A 17295-nucleotide genomic window follows, 5' to 3' on the forward strand; every position below is an offset into this window, starting at 1 on the left:
CCGAGTGCGCGAACGGCGCATGCGTGGAAGGTGACTGGCCTGGGAGTGGGAGGCCCTGACGCAGGCTGGCGGCCGTGTTCTACGTTACGGAGGGCCGTCGCGGTAGCTGTGTCCGGTGCTGTTGTTGCCGTTGGGTGGATTCGTGTCGGCGCCGGCGCGGAAGCCGTTGAGGTAGCGGCGCACGGTGCGTTCCGAGGTTCCCACCTTTTCGGCGATGGCGGTCGTATGCATGGTCGGGTCTTGTCGGTAGGTGTCGATGATCGCCTTTCTCGTTATCGCGCTGCGGCGGTGGCGTTGCGGCGTACCGTCGGTGTGGCCGTGCTTAGCGTGCGGTCCGTCATCGTCGGAATCCGGGCCGCTGCCGAGAGACGACGGATGATCAGCGACGGGCTTGTGCCGGGATGGCGGGCGCTGGCCGATTGCCGGGTCGTGCTGGTGGGTCTGCGCGTAAGTGGTCGCTTCGCTCGGTGTCGGGTCGTCGGCGGGCGTGTCGTCGGCCGGCGTTGTGGTGGCGACTGCGCCTGCTGGTGCAATCGACGGTGACAGGGTTTGGGCGGCGTGTAGCCGGCCGGACAGTTCGACGAGGCTGATGCTGGCGACGACGACGAGACCGTCGACCGACATTGGCAGGAGGTAGGCGGACACTCCGGTTTCGCCGTAGCGGGTCGCGACGCCGACCATGTGCCAGTACGACACCCAGGCAGCGATTGCGGCGATCGTGGTGGTGGCGAGCAGGCGGATGGCGGCGAGGAGCTTGCGGTGGACCGGGACGCGGGAGATCAGTTCGACGGTGAGCAGCAGCGCGATCGGTGGCCATGCGGCGATGAGTTGGCTGACCAGGTGCGGCAGGGCGTGCAGCACGTTGGCTGCCACGGACGCGGCCACGCCGAGTAGCAGCGTGGCTCGGACTGCCCAGCGGATGCGCTTGAGGCCGCCGATGGTGACCGGTGCGGCGGGCCGATGTCCGGTGGACCATACCGCTGTTGTGGGTATCGGGGTGGTGCTCATGCGGCGGCGCCTGGCTTGCGGCGGGCGTGGCGGCGTACGTCGTTGGTCAGCGCGCGGGCCAGTTCGCTGGTCTCGTCGGATGGCTCGGTGTCGAGTTCTTCGAGCCGGCGGGTCAGCTCTGCGAGTCGGTCGGTGATCGCGTCGATGTCGTTGAGGTCGGCGTGTCGGCGCATCGCCGCCCGGTACAGCTCTTCCGCGTATGGGTCGTGGTCGATGGCCTTGTCCAGCACGGTGAGTGCTTCGTCGGGCTGGTCGCCTAGCGTGTCGGCGAGGGCGAGGTGGGCGTCGAGGGCCTGGCGTCGGATCGCTTCCCGGTAGGGCTCGGCCCACTCGTAGTTGGCGTGTTCGGCGAATGGGCCGCGGTAGGCGGCGACGGCGAGCCGCAGCGCGGCGACTCGCTGCGCGCCGGTGGCCGTTTCGGCTACGGCGAGCGCGTCGCGCATCCGCCACAGGTCCACGTCGAGGGCGTCGCGGTTGAGCACGTACCGGTGGCGCGGGTGGCTGATGTAGGTGGCTTGTCCGCCGGTGCGTCGCAGTGCCTGACGTAACGCGTATACGTAGGTGTGGATGCGGTTCGGGGCCTTGGACACGGTCGCGTCGGGCACCAGGTCCTCTTTCATCGCGTCGACGGTGGCGGCGCCGTCGCGGGCGGCGATGAGGTAGACCAGTAGTTCCATGGCCTTGGCGCGTAGTGGCTGGTCCGGGTCTGCGCCGACGATGGCCGGCCGTCCGAGTACCTTGACCGCGACGACGCCGGGGCCGTCGTCCGCGCCGTGCATGCCAGGGCTGTCGGGCAGGTCCGGGCCGTCGCCGCGGGCCTGCTCCACCGGGGCCGGGGCCGCCGCCGTGTCCGGGCCGGCCACGTGTTGGCGCGTGGTCGCGTCCGCTGCGGGGGCGTCACCGGTTCGTCGTCCAACGGCCGCGGGGCCGGTGGGTTCTTCGGCCCGGCCGGCGGTGGGATCGGCATCTGCTGGTTGAGGGTGTTGGCCTGCCGCTGGCGCGGTCGTGGCAGGTGGCGTGGCCGGGCGCGGTTCGGCGGGTGCCGGCGGTTGGGGCAGGCCGGTGTGCGACTCGGCGAGGGTGGGTAGGAGGGCGGCGGCTTCGGCTGCGGTAATGACCGTGAGCCGGCCGATGTCGGCGGGGTGGTTGCCGTGGCGGGACCTCTCGCCTTCGCCGGGGGTGGTGGTGCCGTCAGTGGCCACGACGACGGTGTTGCCGTCGGGCCATTGGCCTAGCAGGACCCCGTGGATGTCGAGGCGCTGGCCCTGGGCGAGCAGCGCGGTGATGCGGGTGCGCTCGTGCGCCACGGTGGTGTCGGCCAGGAGCAGGATCGGTGGTAGCGGCTCCTCGTCGGGGTCGGCCTGGCGTAGTTGTGCGACGGTGTCTACCTCATGCCCGTACACCAGGCGGGTCCGGTGCAGTGTCTGTTCTTCCAGCAGTTCCAGGGCCGCGGCAAGGTCGCCGGTGACGGTCAGCCGCGGCGTGTCCGGCACGTGCACGGCGGCGGCGCCGAGCAGGGTGGCCAGTGTGGCGGCGGGTAGCACCACGCTGCCTCGTCCGTGGGGGTCGTCGCCGCCGGTCGCGAGCGCGGAGGCGAGGAAGCCGCGTACTGCCGCTTCGGCGCCGGCGCCGGTGAGCCCGAGACCGGCTGGTGGCCACGCCGCGAGCATCGGGTTGCCGAGGGCGGGCAGGTTCAGCGGCGGCGGGTCAGCCGGGGCGTGGTCGCCGACGTCGTCGGTCAGTTCCGGGTCGGCGTCGGTGTCGGTGTCGGTGTCGGTGTCGCTGTCGCTGTCAACGGCTTCGTCCGGTTCGGTTCGGGGGTCGTCGGCGTGGTGGGTCAGGTCGCCGGTGGTGTGGTGGTGGTCGACCGGTGCGGGTGTGCGCAGGTTGCGGCGTATGCGGGTCACCACGTCGGGCAGCGGTGTCAGGTCCGGGTCGTCGTGCCGGGTGTGGGCGCCGGCCGGGTGGGGTGTGTAGCGGCGTCGCCGCAGCCGCCACACGAGCCTGGCGGCGGCGGCGATCGCGAGCGCCAGGCCGAGGTCTATCCAGCTGTTGCCGGTCAGGGACACTCCCGGCGGCGACGGGTCGGCGTGCGTCGGTGCGGCATCTGGCGTCGAGCTTGCCGGTTCGCCGGCGGTTGCGGTGGTGCTGGCCGGTGCGGGCGCGTCGGCTGGTCGTGGGGTGGTGGCCGGTGGTGGTGTCTGGCCGGGGTGGTCGCCGACCACCCCGTCGTCGCCGGGCGCGAGTGGGCCGGACGGCGTCGAGGGCTGTGGTGTGACCGTCGCCGGTGGGGTGTGTGTGGTGGGCGGCGTTGTCGGGACGGTGTCCGCTGGCGGGCTGGTCGGCGTGGTGGCCGGTGGTATGAAGGTGCCGGGTTTCGTGCCGGCGGGCGGGGTCGCGTCGTCGGGCAGGACGAGCTTCCAGGTCGGCTCGATGTGGTGCCCGCCGCGCATGCGGCCGTGCTCGTCGTACCGGTCGGTGTTGAGGTGGTAGATCTCGGGCCACCGGTGGGGGTTGCCGAGCCACTGGTGTGCGAGGTCCCAGAGGGTGTCGCCGCGTTGCACGATCACGGTGTACTGCCTGCCGGCGGCGGTCAGGTGCACCGGTCCGGCGTGGGCGGCCAGCGCGAACCGCGGCAGGCTGGTCACACCGTCGGGAATGGCTGGGCTGGCGGTTGTCGTGGGCGTTGCCGGGACGGTGCGGGGCGTGGCGTCGCTGGCGGCGGTGCCCGGTAGGTGGGACGGCCAGGCGACGACGGGGGTGGCCGCGCGGCCGGGCGGGGGTGCGGTCGGGCCGGCGGTATACGGCGTGGCCGCCGGTGTGGGGGCGGTGACGGCAACGGTGGCGGCGGTGGCGGGTCCGGCGGCGAGTCCGGCGACAAGCAGCGCGGCGAGGGACTGCATCGGGGAGATCAGCCGGATCCGGCGGGCGGGGTGCCCGCGGCGGGCGGCGGCCAGCTCCACGACGAGGGCGTGGCAGAACGCGGCCCACACCAGCCACACGGCGACCGTGAGGAGGCCGACGACCGCGGTGTCGGGGAACCCGCCGACGAGGAGCGCGGCGATCTCGTCCCAGCTCGTGGGCAGGTCGTGGGGGAAGGGCCAGCCGATGATCCGGACGAGGCCGGCGGGGATGCCGGCGACGACGGCGAGCGTGACGATGCCGCTGCCGGCGCGTACGGCGGCCCGACCCAGCCGGTGTGTTGCCAGCATGACGTTCCTCCCTTGCCGTTGTTCGGTTGCGGGTTCAGTCGGCCGGGGTGACGGCGGCGGTGGCCGTGGCGGTGGCCGTCACGGTGACCGTGGCGAACCCGAAGTGGCGCAGCGCCGGGGTGGCCTGCCGGCTGGTGGCGGTCACGGTGATCTCGGCGGCGGTGACCTTGTCGACGGTGCCGTCAGCGCCCGCGGCGGTCAGGTACTGCCTGGCGGCCTGGGCGGCGCGGGCGGGGTCCAGGCGTACCTCGCCGATGCTGCGGTACAGCGCGAGGTCGATCTGCTGGGCGCCGGCGCGGGCCGCGGACTGGGCCAAGCTGTAGCCGTGTGACCGGGCGCCGAGGAGGGTGCCGCCGCCGTAGAGGGCGGCGGCGAACAGCAGCCCGATGACCGCGATGTACAGCACCTGGATGGTGACCGCGCCGGTGTCGCCATGCCACGGCTGCGGCCTGCGGCGGGCGGGTGTGGCCGGCGGCGGCGGAGTGTGTTCAGGCATGCCGACCGCCCTCGCGCGGCGGTGTGCCGGCGGCCGGTTCGAGGTGCCGGTATACGTCGATGGGGCTGGTCGCGGTGGCGGCGACGGTGGTGGCGCCCGGTAGTCCGATGCCGGTGAGCCCGCGGAGTGTTACCCGGCACGACACGGTGACCCGGACCAGGCCGCCGCGGCGGAATCCGCCGGTGTCGACGTCGATGCCCAGGCTGTCGCAGCGGCCGGCGAGGTTGGCCTCGGCGGCGTCGGTGGCGTCGCGGTTGGCGGCGTGCGTGCTGCGGGCCAGCGACGCGGCCCGCGCGGCGGCGGAGGCGGCGGCGTTGACGTGCAGGTTCGTCCGGGCCATCACGAAGGAGGCGGAGGTGATCAGGATGACGAGGACGAGCATCGGGACACCGATGGCCAGTTCCACCGCGACCGTCCCGCGGTCGCCGCGGAGCCGGCCTGCCGCGGTGCGGTGTGGTCGTCGCCTGGCTCGGGTGTGCCACTGAGGTGTCATGGGGTGGTGATCCGTTCGGTGGGTGCCTGCACGGTGACCGTGACCGGGATGGGCAGGCCGTGCGTCGTGCCGTGGATGGTGACCGTGGTGGTGTCTGTGCCCCGGTGGACGGTGACGGTGGGGTTGTCGACGAACTCGCCGCCGAGCTGGGAGAGCATTTCGGCGGCGTCGGTGTGGCCGGCGGCGGCGGTGCCACCGGCTACGCGGGCCGTCTGCACGGCGTGGTCGGCGGCGGCGTGCGCGGCCAGGTTGCCCATGCCCCAGAAGAACGCCTGGACGAGCAGCAGGAGCAGCCCGACGATCACCGGGGCGCCGATGGCGAACTCGACCGGCGTCGACCCGCGGTCACCGCGCCGTCGCCGCCGGACCGCCGCACCGGGCATTCCGGCGGGGCCGTGTGCGGTGCCGGTGTGCATGTCTGTGTCCCCTCGCGCTGAGGCGGCTATTGGAAGACCCAGCCGGTCACAACACCCGCGACGCCGCTTTTGTAGGAGGCGTAGAGGGCGAGGATCACCGCCGCGCCGAGACCGATGCCGATGGCGTACTCGACGGCGTGGCTTCCGCGGTCGGGGCTCTCCCGCAGCGCCGCGGCGTGCCGGCCGAGGGCGGTGAGGCGGGCGACGAGCGCCCGCAGCGTGCTGCGCATGGAACAGTCCTCCTTCATCGATCGTGCGGGGTGGTCGGTTGTGGGTCAGGGTTGAAATGCGGCGAGCGCGGGGTAGATGAGTGCGAGCAGGAACAGGCCGGTCAGCGCCATCAGTGGCAGGGACATTCGTTCGGTCGCGGATTCGGCTCTGGCCTCGAGGTCGGCGGTGAGCCGGTCGGTGAGGCTTTCGCTGCGTCGGATGAGGGCTTCGCGGATCCGGCTGCCCTCACCGGCGGCCAGGTGCAGGCTGCCGGCGAGCTGTTCGAGCTCGACGACCCCGGTCTGCTCGCCGAGGTCCCGCAGCGCCTCGGCGATGGGCTGGTGATTGTCTCGGGCGTGGGCGAGGGTGTCGCGGATACGGTGTGCCGCCCACCCGGAGGCGTTCCGGGAGGTGCTGGTCATCGCCTGCTCGATCCCGGCGCCGGCGGCCAGCGACGTCGGTATGACGTCCAGCAACGCGGCGATGGTGTAGCGCATGAGCAGCCGACGCTTTTCGGCGTCGTCGCGCACGGACGCCTCCGCGGTGACGTAGCCGCCCGCGGCCAGTAGCACGCCGATGCCGAGTGGGACGTGCCAGCCGACGCCGGCGCCCATGAGGTTCAGCCCCGCGACGGTGGCGGCCGGCGCGAGCAGGCCCAGGACGGTCAGGCCGAGTTGGGTGGCCAGGAACGTGGTGGGATCGCGGTCGGCGACGGCCAGGTCGCGCAGGGTTTGCGCGCGGGGCAGCCGCAGCTGGTAGAGCGGGGCGGCGAGTGCCTGCCGGGCGCGGTGCACGCCGACCGGTGGCGGCACCGGCGGGCGGCGGACCGCGTCCAGGGCCTGCGCCACGGACGGCCCGCGGGGGGACAGGTTCACGCCCAGCCAAGCCACCGCGGCGCCTAGCAGCGCACCCAGGACGATCAGTGTGGTCATGAGATCGTCTCCCGCCGCATGCTTGGCCGGGGCGTCGTATCGGCTGTCGCGGGCCCACCGGGGTTGGTGAGGATGCGGGGCAGGTCGGGGATGCGTCCCATGCGGACCATCCACAGCAGGCAGCCGGCGAAGCCCGCGCCGATGACGGCGAGGACCACCTGCCCGAACGGGCTATCGTACGGCTGCAGGAAGTCGCGGGCGAACATGACCAGCCCGACCGCGCTGCCGAGCACCACGGTGACGATGATCCGTACCGAGGTGCGGATGCGGACCCGGCCGGTCGCGATACGCAGCCGGGCCGAGGCCTGCCGGCGGGCGGAGCGGCCGACGCCGGAGAGGCTGCCGGAGATGTCGCGGGCCTCGTGTTCAGCGGCCTGCAGCAGCACGTTCGCGACCAGGTCCGCGGTCGGGTCGGCCAGTTCCTCGGCGAAGGTGCGCAGCGCCTGTGGCAGTCGGATCCCGGCGCGCGGCGCCGCGGCGAGCGTGGCGAGTTCGTCGCGGATCTCGGCCGGCGCCACGGCGGCGGTCTCGACGATGGTCTGTTCCAGGCCGGCGGCCGAGCGCAGGGTGCCGGACAGGTTCTCCGCCCACGCGGCGATCGCCTCCACCCTCGCCAGGTTGCGTTTCTGGGCCCGGTCGGGGCCGATCACCGCCGGCAGCGCGTACACGGCGACACCTGCCAGCAGCGCGGCGACCGGCCAGCGGGTGACCGCACCCACCACGGCCGCGACCCCCACGACACCGGCCAACCGCACTACGGCTAGCCCCAGGCCGGCACGCCGGGCGGCCCGCGGCGCTCGCCGGCGTTCCGGCCGGCCCCGCAGCCCGTCGACGAGCAGCAGCAGCGCCAGGCCGACACCGGCGGCGAGCAACGCGAACAGGGCACGCATCACCAGCTCCGCAGCAGGTCGGGGTTGAACCCTGCGGCGGCGAGCTCGTCGACGGTGTCCGCGCGGATCGGCGCGGCGGGCACGGCCGCCCCGCCGGGCCCGGGCCGGTAGATCTCGTTCGAGATGACCTCGGCGCCCTCGGCGTGCAACACCTCCCGGACGCTGGAGACCACCCGGCGGTGGCTCTGCGACGACCAGGCCAGGTGCACCACGAAGTCCACCGCTACCCCGACCAGGGGTGCCGTGTCGTCGAACCGCAGCCGCTCGTCGGACTGGGTGGCGTACACCATCAGCTTGGTAAAGGCCTGTCGGCTGCTGCTGGTATGGATCGTGGCCATGGAGCCGTCGGTGCCCTGCGACATGCAGTTGAGCAGCGGCACGACCTCCCCACCGCGAGCCTCGCCCAGGAACACCCGGTCCGGGGACATCCGCAGGGCGTAGCGCACCAGTTCGGACAGGCTTACGCCGCCCTCGCCCTCCATGTTGGCTTCGCGGGCCTGCAGCGCCACACAGTCCGGGTGGTCCGGGTCCAGGTCCAGGGCCAACTCGTCGGTGTCCTCGATCGTGACGATCCGCTCCGTCGCCGGGATCGCCTTGGCGCAGGCCCGCAGGACCGTCGTCTTGCCGGTGTACGGGCCGCCGCAGATGATCAGGTTCTTACGGGCGCGCACCATCGCGATCAGCAGGTCCCGCAGCACCGGGTCCGTAAGCTGGTGTTCGGTGGCCAGCTCGTGCAGGGAGGCGTTGAGCAGGGCGTAGCGGCGGATCGACACGGACGGTTCCCGAGCCAGCAGGGTGGCGAACATCCGGGAGCCGTCAGGCAGGCGGACACTGACCCGGGGCATGCCGCGATCGAAGCGCCGCTCGTCCACCCCCGAGCGGGCGGCGATGTCACGGATCCGCTCGATCATCTCCTGCCGGGAGGTGAACAGCGGCGGCATCCGGTGCTTGCTGCCGTCGCCGTGTACCACCCAGACGACCGGCCCGTTGACAAAAACGTTGGTGACCCGCCGATCGCGCAGCAACGGCTCAAACGGGCCGAGCGTGGTGAACCCCTCGCGCAGTTCCGCCGCGACGTGCCTCTCGGCCGGCGGATCCAGCGGCATCCGCCCACCGGCGAGACTGGCACGGGCGTGCTCGTCCAGAACCTGGGCCACCAGCTCGCCGACCCGGGCGTCACGTTCCTCGGCCGACATGTCGGCCGAGGTGAGCCTTGTCGAGATCTCGGCGCGCAGCGCGGCGACGACCGTCTGGTGCGGGGAGACCTTCCACCGGGTCGGCATGTCAACGCACCGCATCCCGGCGCGTATCCGCGCGGTCGCCGATGACCGGCGGGACCACCCGCACGTCGGGAACCCGCCACGCGACAGTGGCCGGCTCCTGGGGGTCGAGCGCGCACAGCGTCGCGGCGATACCGGCAACGGCCCGCGCCACGTTCAGCTGCCGCCAGTTGGGGATGCGTAGCTGCCCCGCCAGCACGCCGGCGCCCCAGCGTCCGCGAGGCACCGTGCCGATGACCGAGACATTAAGATCGCGGGACAGCTCGTAGGAATTGTGCCCCCCACGGCCTGCGCGGACCAGCCACAGCCGGCCGGCCAGGGTGCGGGTCAGCCACGGCAGCCGCGCACCGACCTGCGCCTGCTCGGCGAGGGTCGGCGCGGCCAGTAGCAGCACGTGGTCGGCGGCGGCGGCCAGCGCGATACTCGGGCTGCCCCGGTCCAGGCGGCCGACGTCGAGGACCACGGTGGCGCTCGTCGCCGCCTGCCGCAACGTGCCGATCGACTTGTCCACCAGCGTGCGCACCGCCGCGGTGGCCCCGTCGCCCGGAATCGCGAGGACCGCATCCGCGCCGACAGACAACCGCTGCCGGAAGGACTCGGGGATCGGTCCCCGCCACGGCGGCGCGGCGGCCAGCCCGGACAGACCTGGTTCGGGATGGTGGCCGAAGCGGGCCCACAGGTCACCACCGGACGGGTCGCACTCGATCACCACACAGTCCGGTCGCGGCCACAGCGCGGCGAGACCCAACGCGAGGGTGGTGGCGCCCGGCGCGGCCTTGACGGACCCGACGGCGATCAGCATGCGCGTCACCGCCCCATCCCGAGCTGCACCAGCGTCACCTCGCCGGCCGCGGCCGCCACCCGGCGCCCGTCCGCCTCCGCGATCAGCAGCGACACGACGCTGTCACCGGACTGGTCACCCGCCTCGTCCAGCGACCACACCGTCGCCTCCGCCTGCACCGGCTGCGGGGCGGCGCCGGTACCGGTCGGGGTGGACGTGGGAATCACCAGCACCAACACGCGGCTGCCCGGGGCGAGCGCGGACGGCAGACGCCCCGGCTCCACACCGACCGCGACCACGGCCTGCCCCGCCGCCGGCCACGCCGCCGGGCCGAGCTGGGCCGGCGACAGCAACGCTCCCGCCACCAACGGAACCGCCGCCGTCCTGCCCACGACGCTGCCGCGATCCGCCGCCGGCACCGTCGCGACCACACTGTCGGCGGCGACCCGCACGGTCGTGAGATCCGCTGCGGTGAGCACCTGCCCAGCGTTGATCTGGTGGGCGGTGGCCAGGACCGGCAGACGGCTGTCGACCCGATCAGCGACGACCGCGCCGGCCAACGCGAACCCGAGGACCAGCAACACCGCGAGCATGACCCGCAGCGGACTGACACCCCGCCGCAACAGCGGCCCGCCCGGCGACGCCGGTCTCGCCCGGTGCCCCGAAGCGGCACCGGAACGCTCCGGCCGGGCCGACACCGCGGAAACCGTGGTCAACGCGCTCACCGCCCACCGGCGTTGATCGCGGGGGCCTCCACGACGGTCACCATCGTCTCCGCCGTCGTGGCCAGGTTCGGCACCGTACCGGACCGCCCACCGCCGACCCAGGCGACCCGCCAGACGATCGTCGCGGTCAACCTGCGAGTGGCCGGCCAGTCATAGACGTGCCCACACGTCGGCGACGGCTGGCGCGGATCGGTACCGGCGGTCCACGCGGTACCCCGCCCACAGGTGACCGACGTGCCGTCACCCAACCCCCAGACGACCTTCGTCGGCGTGGCCGTCGCCGTCACCGACAGGCCCGGCACGGACGCGGTCGCCGACCGTGCCGCCCACGACGTGTCGACCCACAACCACACCGGGACATACGCCAACACGTTGACCCTCGACGCGTCCGGGTTCGTGCGGATCGCGGGCGCCGGCAACCGCAGCCTCGCCCGAGCCGCCCGCGCCAGCTCCTCAGGAGCGACCCGCGGGGCAGCGTCCATCCACATCGGCTGCGACCGCGCCGCGCCCCTCCCGTCGCCGATCATGCAGACCTGCACGTACCAGGCACCCGCACCCGCCCCCAACGGCGGCGGCGCCTGCGACTCGACCCGCTCGTAGTAGCAGGACCCGCCGGTGTCGTCGCCGTCGTCCGAGCCGCCGCCAACCCTGTCATCAGCATCGCCGCTGTCGCCCCCGCCAGGCCCGCCTGGCGTGCCGACATCCACCTCACACTCCGCCGAACTCGGCTCCTGCTGGCAGTCCACGCCCCCGACACCCCCGTCGGCGAGAACCGCCGTACCTGACACACCGAGAACGACGGCGACAACGATGACAACTGCGGCACGTAAGATCGTTTTCAACATGTCTGAACCGCCTGCACCCCGAAACCAGTCACCTTCCAGCCGTCGCCGACGTTCCGCACGGTCGCCTTCGTGAAGCGACGCCCACCAGGGATGTCGTTGACCAGCTCACCCGAGCGCGCGTACACAAGAAACGCCGTGTCATCGACACAGTCGGTAACGGTCACCGACGTAGGCTCCACGTCCGGCGACACACCGGACACCCGCGGACTCGTCACCAGGTCACCCTTGAGCACCTGGCCCTTGTCGCGGTAACCCCTCAAACCGTCCCGCAAGGTCTGCAGCGCGGTACCCGCCGCGTAACGCTCCAGGTCGGGGTCGTCCGGATTCGCACTCAACCCCGCAGTGGCATACGCCTGCCACATCCCCTGGTAGGCAGCCAACGCCTGCTGCTCCGCCGTACCACGGGCGCTCTGCGGCGGCGCCGACAGAGACGGCGCCGACGAGCCACCGCCAGAAGGTGCCAAGCCGCCGCAGCCAGCGACCGCCAGCGCCAGCGCGAAACCCGATGCGAACGCGGCCAGCCCGCGACGCCGCCAGCGGACACCTACCACGAGACCCCCACCACCACGTCGCCCACGCGCCCCCGACGCAACCCCACCATCTGCGACCTCCAGTACCACGTCCCGGGCAGAAGCCCGCTCCAACACACGAAGCCGAACCTGGCGCACCCGCAGCTCGCTGGCCCAACAGAGACACCGCCCGCCAACTACACTTCGAGCCACCAAACCGCACCTACGCGCCAAACAATAGAAAAAGGACATCTGAAATCTCCTTTGTCGACCGACGTCGTCGCCGGAGGCGAAGCGTCGCTCGATCGCAAATATCGCCAAGGCCGGTTACCTCCCAGTTTTGGCCACCACCAAGGCTCGTGACCGTGGCTCTCGTAGGTCGCCGCCCGCCCGAGCTGATCTCATGGGTACGCCTATTCAGACGCGGAGGTACTCAAGTACTTGACGGGCAACCTCTGCGAGTGCTCGCGCCATGGTGCCATACATTGGGAGTGGCTGGCGGTGCAGCGGCACCCAGACGAGTCTCAGATGCATATTCCCGTCATAAGTCACTACCGCCGGACCAATGCCCTTCTCAACATACGCGTAGGCTGCGGTGCCCAGATCGGATATCGGCGTCAGGGTGACAGCATCGGGGATTGCTCGCTGGAGACCCTCGTATATGCCTTCCGCACTGCTGTTGTCAACGATCGTCATCTGGGCCATCGCCACACCGCGGTTCTCGCCCTCGCCGATGGCGGCGCTGCACCTCATCGTTGTCACAGCTCCGGCAGACGAAATGCTCTCCTGGGGATCGTTACCCGGCCTGCCGACCTCCGTCGCAATCGGAGCCCAACTCACCGCCGCGCAGGGGTGTTCCACGGTCCTGAATATGCCGCGGGTCGTGGGTGCTACCGAGAGCCGACTCGAATGGGAGCTTGGTAGATCCGTGGAGGATCTTGTCAGGGGCGCCTTATCTGGGCCGTCCGTGGAAAAATAGATGATCGCGGCGGCAAGGATGGATCCAACGGCGATTGCCGCCACGAGAACGAGGACCATAGTGGGAAACCGCAGTTGTGGTTGGCGTGGCATGGCGGGTGGGCCGTTGTCATCGTGCGGGTACGACATTTTTGATCTCCTCAACCCTTGTTCTGTCGATTTACTGGCCGCCGAGGTGTTCTCTTTCATGTCCGTTACTCTTGGTGTCGATCGGCATCTCGTCACGGTCCCGGTTGGCCAAGTTGACTACCACCCGGCGAGTACCAGGAAATTTGGAATCTTCCTTGTCGTCTGCCGTCATCGCCGGAGGTGAAGCATCAACCGTGCACATATGGCGATCATGTATAAGTCGTTGCCGCGTACGCCGGCAAGACCCGCTCCTCGAGTCGAGCCGCGTGATGCGGACGTACAGGTTGCCGTCATACGCCGAAACCACCGGTCAGACATTGCGTTCAACGTAGGGGTAGGCGGATCTGTCAAGTCCATGAATCGGACTCAGCGTCATCTTCGCGGCATGCGAACGACGGAAGCTTCGGTAAACCGCGTCAGCCGCACCTTCCCCGCTAACCACCATCATCTTCACCACTGCCACTCCAAGGATCTACCCTCGTCCCAGGATGGCGCTGCACCTCATCGTGGTTATGAGTCCCGCGTTGGAGATCGCGAGCTCCGGAGCAGCCCGAATGGGGCCCGACCTGAACCGACAGCGGATCCCAATTCACGGCGCCGCACGGTCGAACCACCGGGACGTACCGTTGGCCAAGAACGTTCTCCACCGCCGTGACGCGCAGATCCCCCGGGACCGAACCAGGCGATCGGGTACTCGAAAGCCCGCCCCTTCGTACGTCAGCGAAGAAATCACTGGTCATCGCGGCGGCAACCCCGAGGACGCAGACCGCCGTCCCAACGACAAGACGCACCTGTCCCTGCCTCAGCCGACCGGCGACGACCTTCCTCAAGTCCCTCATACCCAGCAGCCCGTCGCCTGCGACGCCCGCAAAGAGGCAATGCCTAGATGCCGGACAACGGCTGCCACGGCTGGGAGGCTTCGGCATCCGCTTCGGCTCCCGCCCCATCGTCGCCTACTGCCGGCGTCTCCGAACCGCGGAGGGCCAGGTTAATTTCCTGCCCGATACTGCGAACAGTGTTGTGTAGGTCGATGAGGGCCTGGCCGCGACCACTCGCGCGGCTGCGCCGGGCGCGGACGGTTTTCGCTGACAACGTCGCTGCCGCCGCCTCTATGCCATCCAGAATGCGGGCATAGTCGCAAAGACGGATCGGGGATGCGGTCGGGCCGAGAGCCTCCGCTGATGTCTGCATCGCTCCTCCAGATCGGAATCGTCAGGTACCAACAGGCAAGGCGTCACCAGCGGAACTGGCATCGTGCTCCCTGTCAGCACTTCAACCGCGAATCGTGCGGTCAAGTATGCCAACCCTCGCCGCTCCCATACAGAGCTAATGCATTGACACCACTTGACACTCATCAAGCGAGCCGGACGGTCCGGCGGCTGCTAGGAAACGGTCTGGTTACGGCGCCAACCACTTCCAGATCGCGCCACCAGAAGGCATTTGCACACCTTACGACGGCCGCAGACGCCCGTCCGCCCGATCCTCCGAAGCTGCCCACCCCCAGAAGACCCGTGTCATGTCGTGTCAATTGTCTTGGCGCATCCCCCGACATATCTTCGCCTTGATATCCGGCACGCCGGACATCAACTCAGCACTTGTCCTAACCATCCGGTCGCGGGAAGTCCGCGTCCCGCTAACGCTATTCGGAGGTGCGCAGTGCATTTAAGCCCGTTCACTGGTACGTATCTCACCGACCCGGCCAGGGTGTGGCGGGAACTTCTCGCCCGTCCCGACGACGTGCACCACGCCGAGGATCTCGGCATGTGGCTGATCAGCCGGCACGAGCACGTGCGGCAGGCGTTCGGGGACGCGGACAGTTTCGGCAACGCGCTGACGCTGGCCCCGGTCTACGAGATGTGCCCGGAGGCGCTCGCCATCGTGATGCGGCTCGACGTGCCGGCGACGACGGCCGCCGCCGACTCCCCGGTGCACACCCGCACCCGGCGGGCGCTGCGGGCCACCTTCGCCAACACCGGCCCCCGGGTCGCCGCCCAGTACGGGCCGATCGTGCGGCGCCGGGTCGACGGGCTGGTCGAGGCCCTCGCCGCCCGTCGGGGCGAGGTGGTCGACCTGATCCCGGAGTTCACCGCCCTGCTGCCGCTGCTCGTGGTGCTGGACATCCTCGGCGTGCCGGAGCGGGACGTGGCCCGGATCCGGCAGTGGGCCGACGGTCAGATCGCGCTGGTCTGGGGTCGGCCGGAGCCGGCCGAGCAGGTCAGGCTGGCCCAGGGGCTGCTCGACTTCTGGCACTACTGCCAGGACCTGGTCGCCCGGCGGGCCGAGGGTGATCTCGACGGCGACGACTTCATCTCCCGGACCCTGCGCTACCGGGACGGCGACGACGAGGTGCTCACCGTCGCCGAGGTGGCCAGCATGGCGTTCAACCTGCTGGTCGCCGGGCACGAGACCACCGCCGGGCTGCTCGCGCACGGCCTCGAACAGGCGCTGTCGGTGCCGGGGCGGTGGCGGCGCGTCGCCGAGGACCCGGCGACCGTGCCGGCGTTCCTGGAGGAGGCGCTGCGGTTCGGCCCGGCCATCGACGGCTGGCTGCGGGTGACACTGCGGCCGGTGACGATCGGTGACGTCACCATCCCGGCCGGGCAGCGGTGCCTGCTGCTGATCGGCGCCGCCAACCGCGACCCGGCCGCGTTCTCCGCTCCGGACCGGTTCGATCCGGAGCGTGACGACGCCAAGGACCACCTCTCCTTCGGTTACGGCCCACATTTCTGTATCGGGGCGGCACTCGCCCGGCTCGAGGCCGAGATCGCGCTCGTCCGGCTCGGGACGCGACTGCCGGCGTTGCGACTCGTGCCGTGGCACGAGCCGCAATTCCAAGCCAACCTCGCATTCCGATCACTCCGTGCACTGCCCGTGTCGGAGCAGCGGCTCACCCTCATCAGCCGCGAGGCCAAGTAGTCCGCAATCCAACCGTCGACACTCTCGACTGCGCCCCGACGCTTCGGTTGCCGGCTGATTGAGATGGCAGATCGCAGTCCGGATGTGCTCCGCTGCCATCCCTGGATCAGGGCCATTGCGTGTTCGGTGAATAAACGCATGAGCAGGGGTTATGCGGGGTGAGTGACCTCTGTGGAGGCGGTCGGGGCGGGTGAGATCGCCTAGGTGATCATGGGAGTTCTCACGCTTCCAGACACTTCGAGGACCTCACCCGCGATGTCAGCATGCCCGATCCAGGTACTGTCCGCAGTCACCACCCCCACCGTCCCACCGGCCCGTCCGATAACCGAGGGTGAACGTGACGGGTTGCTGCAGGCGCTGTCGGCGGTGCCGGATCCGCGTAGTCCGCGCGGGTTGCGCTACCCCCTGGCTGCGCTGCTGGCGGTTGCGGTGTGCGCGGTGATGAGCGGCGCATCGAGCGTGACCGCGATCAGTGATTGGCTGCACGACCTCGACGACATCGCCCGCGCCCGGCTCGGGTTCGTCCGTGCGGTGCCGGCCACGACCACGATGTGGCGGCTGCTGATCCGGCTGGACGCCGACCTGCTCGCCACGATCCTCGCGGGCTGGCTGCGCACCCGGACCCGGCCGGCCACATCCCGACCGCCGCGGTACCGGCAGGTCATCGCCGTCGACGGCAAAACGGTGCGGGGTGCCCGCCGTGCCGATGGCAGCCAGGTCCATCTGCTGTCCGCGTTGGACACCAGTACCGGAATCGTCCTTGCCCAGGTCACCGTCAACGCGAAGTCCAACGAGATTCCCGCGTTCGCGCCGCTGCTGGACGCCGTCGAACGGGTGCTGGGCAGCCTGCAAGACCTGATCTTCGTTGCGGACGCACTGCACACGCAGGTCGGGCACGCCACCGAGATCGCCCGGCGCGGCGCTCACCTGCTGATCCCCGCCAAGGGCAACCAGCCCAGGTTGTTCGCCCAGCTCAAGGCGCTGCCATGGGCGCAGGTCCCGATCGGGCATCAGACCCGCGACAGTGGCCACGGCCGCCGGGAGACCCGCACTGTCAAAGCCGTCACCGTCACCACTCCCGGCGGGATCGGCTTCTCGCACGCCGCACAGGCCATCCGGATCACCCGGACCCGCACCGCCATCAAAACCGGCACGACCACCCGCGAGACCGCGTACCTCACCATCACCCTGCCCGCCGCCGACGCTCAACCAGTCGATCTGCAGGAGTGGATCCGTCGCGAGTGGCTGATCGAAAACCAGGTGCACCACGTCCGAGATGTCACGTTCCGTGAAGATTCACATCAAGCACGGACCGGCCAGGGACCCGCCGTCATGGCCACCCTGCGTAACACCGCGATCGGGTTCCACAGGACCTGCGGCGAAACCAGCATCGCCCGCGCCACCCGCCGAGCAAGCCACCGCCCACACGACCTCATCACCGCCGTCACCAGCATCAACCCCAGAACGCAATGACC

19 protein-coding genes are annotated in these 17295 nt (G+C 70.6%); 4 read left to right on the plus strand and 15 right to left on the minus strand.

Annotation, left to right across the window (positions count from 1 at the left end; all coding sequences use genetic code 11):
* Positions 1 to 84: 84 nt before the first annotated feature.
* From ACN27G_RS29445 to ACN27G_RS29495, 11 genes are all read right to left on the minus strand, one after another.
* Positions 85 to 1008: a winged helix-turn-helix domain-containing protein gene (locus ACN27G_RS29445; RefSeq protein WP_421495960.1), complete on the minus strand. Its 924-nt coding sequence runs from the start codon at positions 1006 to 1008 to the stop codon at positions 85 to 87.
* Complete coding sequence (locus tag ACN27G_RS29450; protein ID WP_421495961.1) at positions 1005 to 4220, minus strand: BTAD domain-containing putative transcriptional regulator; 3216 nt, start codon at positions 4218 to 4220, stop codon at positions 1005 to 1007. The genes ACN27G_RS29445 and ACN27G_RS29450 overlap by 4 nt, the downstream gene beginning before the upstream one ends.
* Before the next feature lie 34 nt (positions 4221 to 4254).
* Positions 4255 to 4716, minus strand: coding sequence for a hypothetical protein (locus ACN27G_RS29455; RefSeq protein ID WP_421495962.1), 462 nt, complete (start codon positions 4714 to 4716; stop codon positions 4255 to 4257).
* Complete coding sequence (locus tag ACN27G_RS29460) at positions 4709 to 5122, minus strand: hypothetical protein (RefSeq protein ID WP_421495963.1); 414 nt, start codon at positions 5120 to 5122, stop codon at positions 4709 to 4711. Before ACN27G_RS29460 ends, ACN27G_RS29455 begins: the two co-directional genes overlap by 8 nt.
* 83 nt (positions 5123 to 5205) lie before the next feature.
* Positions 5206 to 5625, minus strand: a complete 420-nt coding sequence (locus ACN27G_RS29465; protein WP_421495964.1) for a TadE/TadG family type IV pilus assembly protein — start codon at positions 5623 to 5625, stop codon at positions 5206 to 5208.
* A gap of 26 nt (positions 5626 to 5651) precedes the next feature.
* Positions 5652 to 5855 (minus strand): hypothetical protein, encoded by a 204-nt coding sequence (locus ACN27G_RS29470; RefSeq protein ID WP_421495965.1) that lies wholly within the window; start codon positions 5853 to 5855, stop codon positions 5652 to 5654.
* Positions 5856 to 5900: 45 nt separating this feature from the next.
* Complete coding sequence (locus ACN27G_RS29475) at positions 5901 to 6767, minus strand: type II secretion system F family protein (protein WP_421495966.1); 867 nt, start codon at positions 6765 to 6767, stop codon at positions 5901 to 5903.
* Positions 6764 to 7657 (minus strand): type II secretion system F family protein, encoded by an 894-nt coding sequence (locus tag ACN27G_RS29480; RefSeq protein WP_421495967.1) that lies wholly within the window; start codon positions 7655 to 7657, stop codon positions 6764 to 6766. Before ACN27G_RS29480 ends, ACN27G_RS29475 begins: the two co-directional genes overlap by 4 nt.
* Positions 7657 to 8940 (minus strand): CpaF family protein, encoded by a 1284-nt coding sequence (locus tag ACN27G_RS29485; RefSeq protein ID WP_421495968.1) that lies wholly within the window; start codon positions 8938 to 8940, stop codon positions 7657 to 7659. The genes ACN27G_RS29480 and ACN27G_RS29485 overlap by 1 nt, the downstream gene beginning before the upstream one ends.
* A gap of 1 nt (position 8941) precedes the next feature.
* Positions 8942 to 9748: a hypothetical protein gene (locus tag ACN27G_RS29490; RefSeq protein ID WP_421495969.1), complete on the minus strand. Its 807-nt coding sequence runs from the start codon at positions 9746 to 9748 to the stop codon at positions 8942 to 8944.
* Positions 9745 to 10311: an SAF domain-containing protein gene (locus ACN27G_RS29495; protein WP_421495970.1), complete on the minus strand. Its 567-nt coding sequence runs from the start codon at positions 10309 to 10311 to the stop codon at positions 9745 to 9747. Before ACN27G_RS29495 ends, ACN27G_RS29490 begins: the two co-directional genes overlap by 4 nt.
* On the opposite strand from ACN27G_RS29495, the gene ACN27G_RS29500 reads away from it, so the two are divergent.
* Positions 10310 to 10459 carry a hypothetical protein gene (locus ACN27G_RS29500; RefSeq protein ID WP_421495971.1) on the plus strand — a complete coding sequence of 50 codons (150 nt, stop codon included), beginning with the start codon at positions 10310 to 10312 and terminating at the stop codon, positions 10457 to 10459. The genes ACN27G_RS29495 and ACN27G_RS29500 overlap by 2 nt on opposite strands.
* Here ACN27G_RS29500 and ACN27G_RS29505 read toward each other — a convergent pair.
* A complete protein-coding gene (locus tag ACN27G_RS29505; RefSeq protein ID WP_421495972.1) occupies positions 10440 to 10574 on the minus strand; it encodes a hypothetical protein in 135 nt (44 codons plus the stop codon). The genes ACN27G_RS29500 and ACN27G_RS29505 overlap by 20 nt on opposite strands.
* A 94-nt stretch (positions 10575 to 10668) precedes the next feature.
* Between ACN27G_RS29505 and ACN27G_RS29510 the strand changes: the two genes are divergently transcribed.
* A complete protein-coding gene (locus tag ACN27G_RS29510) occupies positions 10669 to 11043 on the plus strand; it encodes a hypothetical protein (protein WP_421495973.1) in 375 nt (124 codons plus the stop codon).
* Between the two features lie 238 nt (positions 11044 to 11281).
* Here ACN27G_RS29510 and ACN27G_RS29515 read toward each other — a convergent pair whose 3' ends face one another.
* The 3 genes from ACN27G_RS29515 to ACN27G_RS29525 form a co-directional block, all read right to left on the minus strand.
* On the minus strand, positions 11282 to 11839 hold the full coding sequence (locus ACN27G_RS29515; RefSeq protein WP_421495974.1) for a hypothetical protein: 558 nt from the start codon (positions 11837 to 11839) through the stop codon (positions 11282 to 11284).
* Between the two features lie 375 nt (positions 11840 to 12214).
* Positions 12215 to 12835, minus strand: coding sequence for a hypothetical protein (locus tag ACN27G_RS29520; RefSeq protein ID WP_421495975.1), 621 nt, complete (start codon positions 12833 to 12835; stop codon positions 12215 to 12217).
* Positions 12836 to 13786: 951 nt separating this feature from the next.
* The gene (locus tag ACN27G_RS29525) at positions 13787 to 14095 is read right to left on the minus strand and encodes a hypothetical protein (protein ID WP_421495976.1); all 309 of its coding nucleotides are present in this window, start codon (positions 14093 to 14095) and stop codon (positions 13787 to 13789) included.
* Positions 14096 to 14560: 465 nt separating this feature from the next.
* Here ACN27G_RS29525 and ACN27G_RS29530 point away from each other — a divergent pair, with 465 nt between their 5' ends.
* Positions 14561 to 15820 (plus strand): cytochrome P450, encoded by a 1260-nt coding sequence (locus ACN27G_RS29530; RefSeq protein WP_421495977.1) that lies wholly within the window; start codon positions 14561 to 14563, stop codon positions 15818 to 15820.
* Between the two features lie 345 nt (positions 15821 to 16165).
* Positions 16166 to 17293, plus strand: a complete 1128-nt coding sequence (locus ACN27G_RS29535; protein WP_421495944.1) for an ISAs1 family transposase — start codon at positions 16166 to 16168, stop codon at positions 17291 to 17293.
* Positions 17294 to 17295: the final 2 nt, after the last annotated feature.

The organism is Plantactinospora sp. WMMB334, from assembly GCF_049179095.1.
In the GTDB taxonomy this organism is placed as follows: Bacteria; Actinomycetota; Actinomycetes; order Mycobacteriales; family Micromonosporaceae; genus Plantactinospora.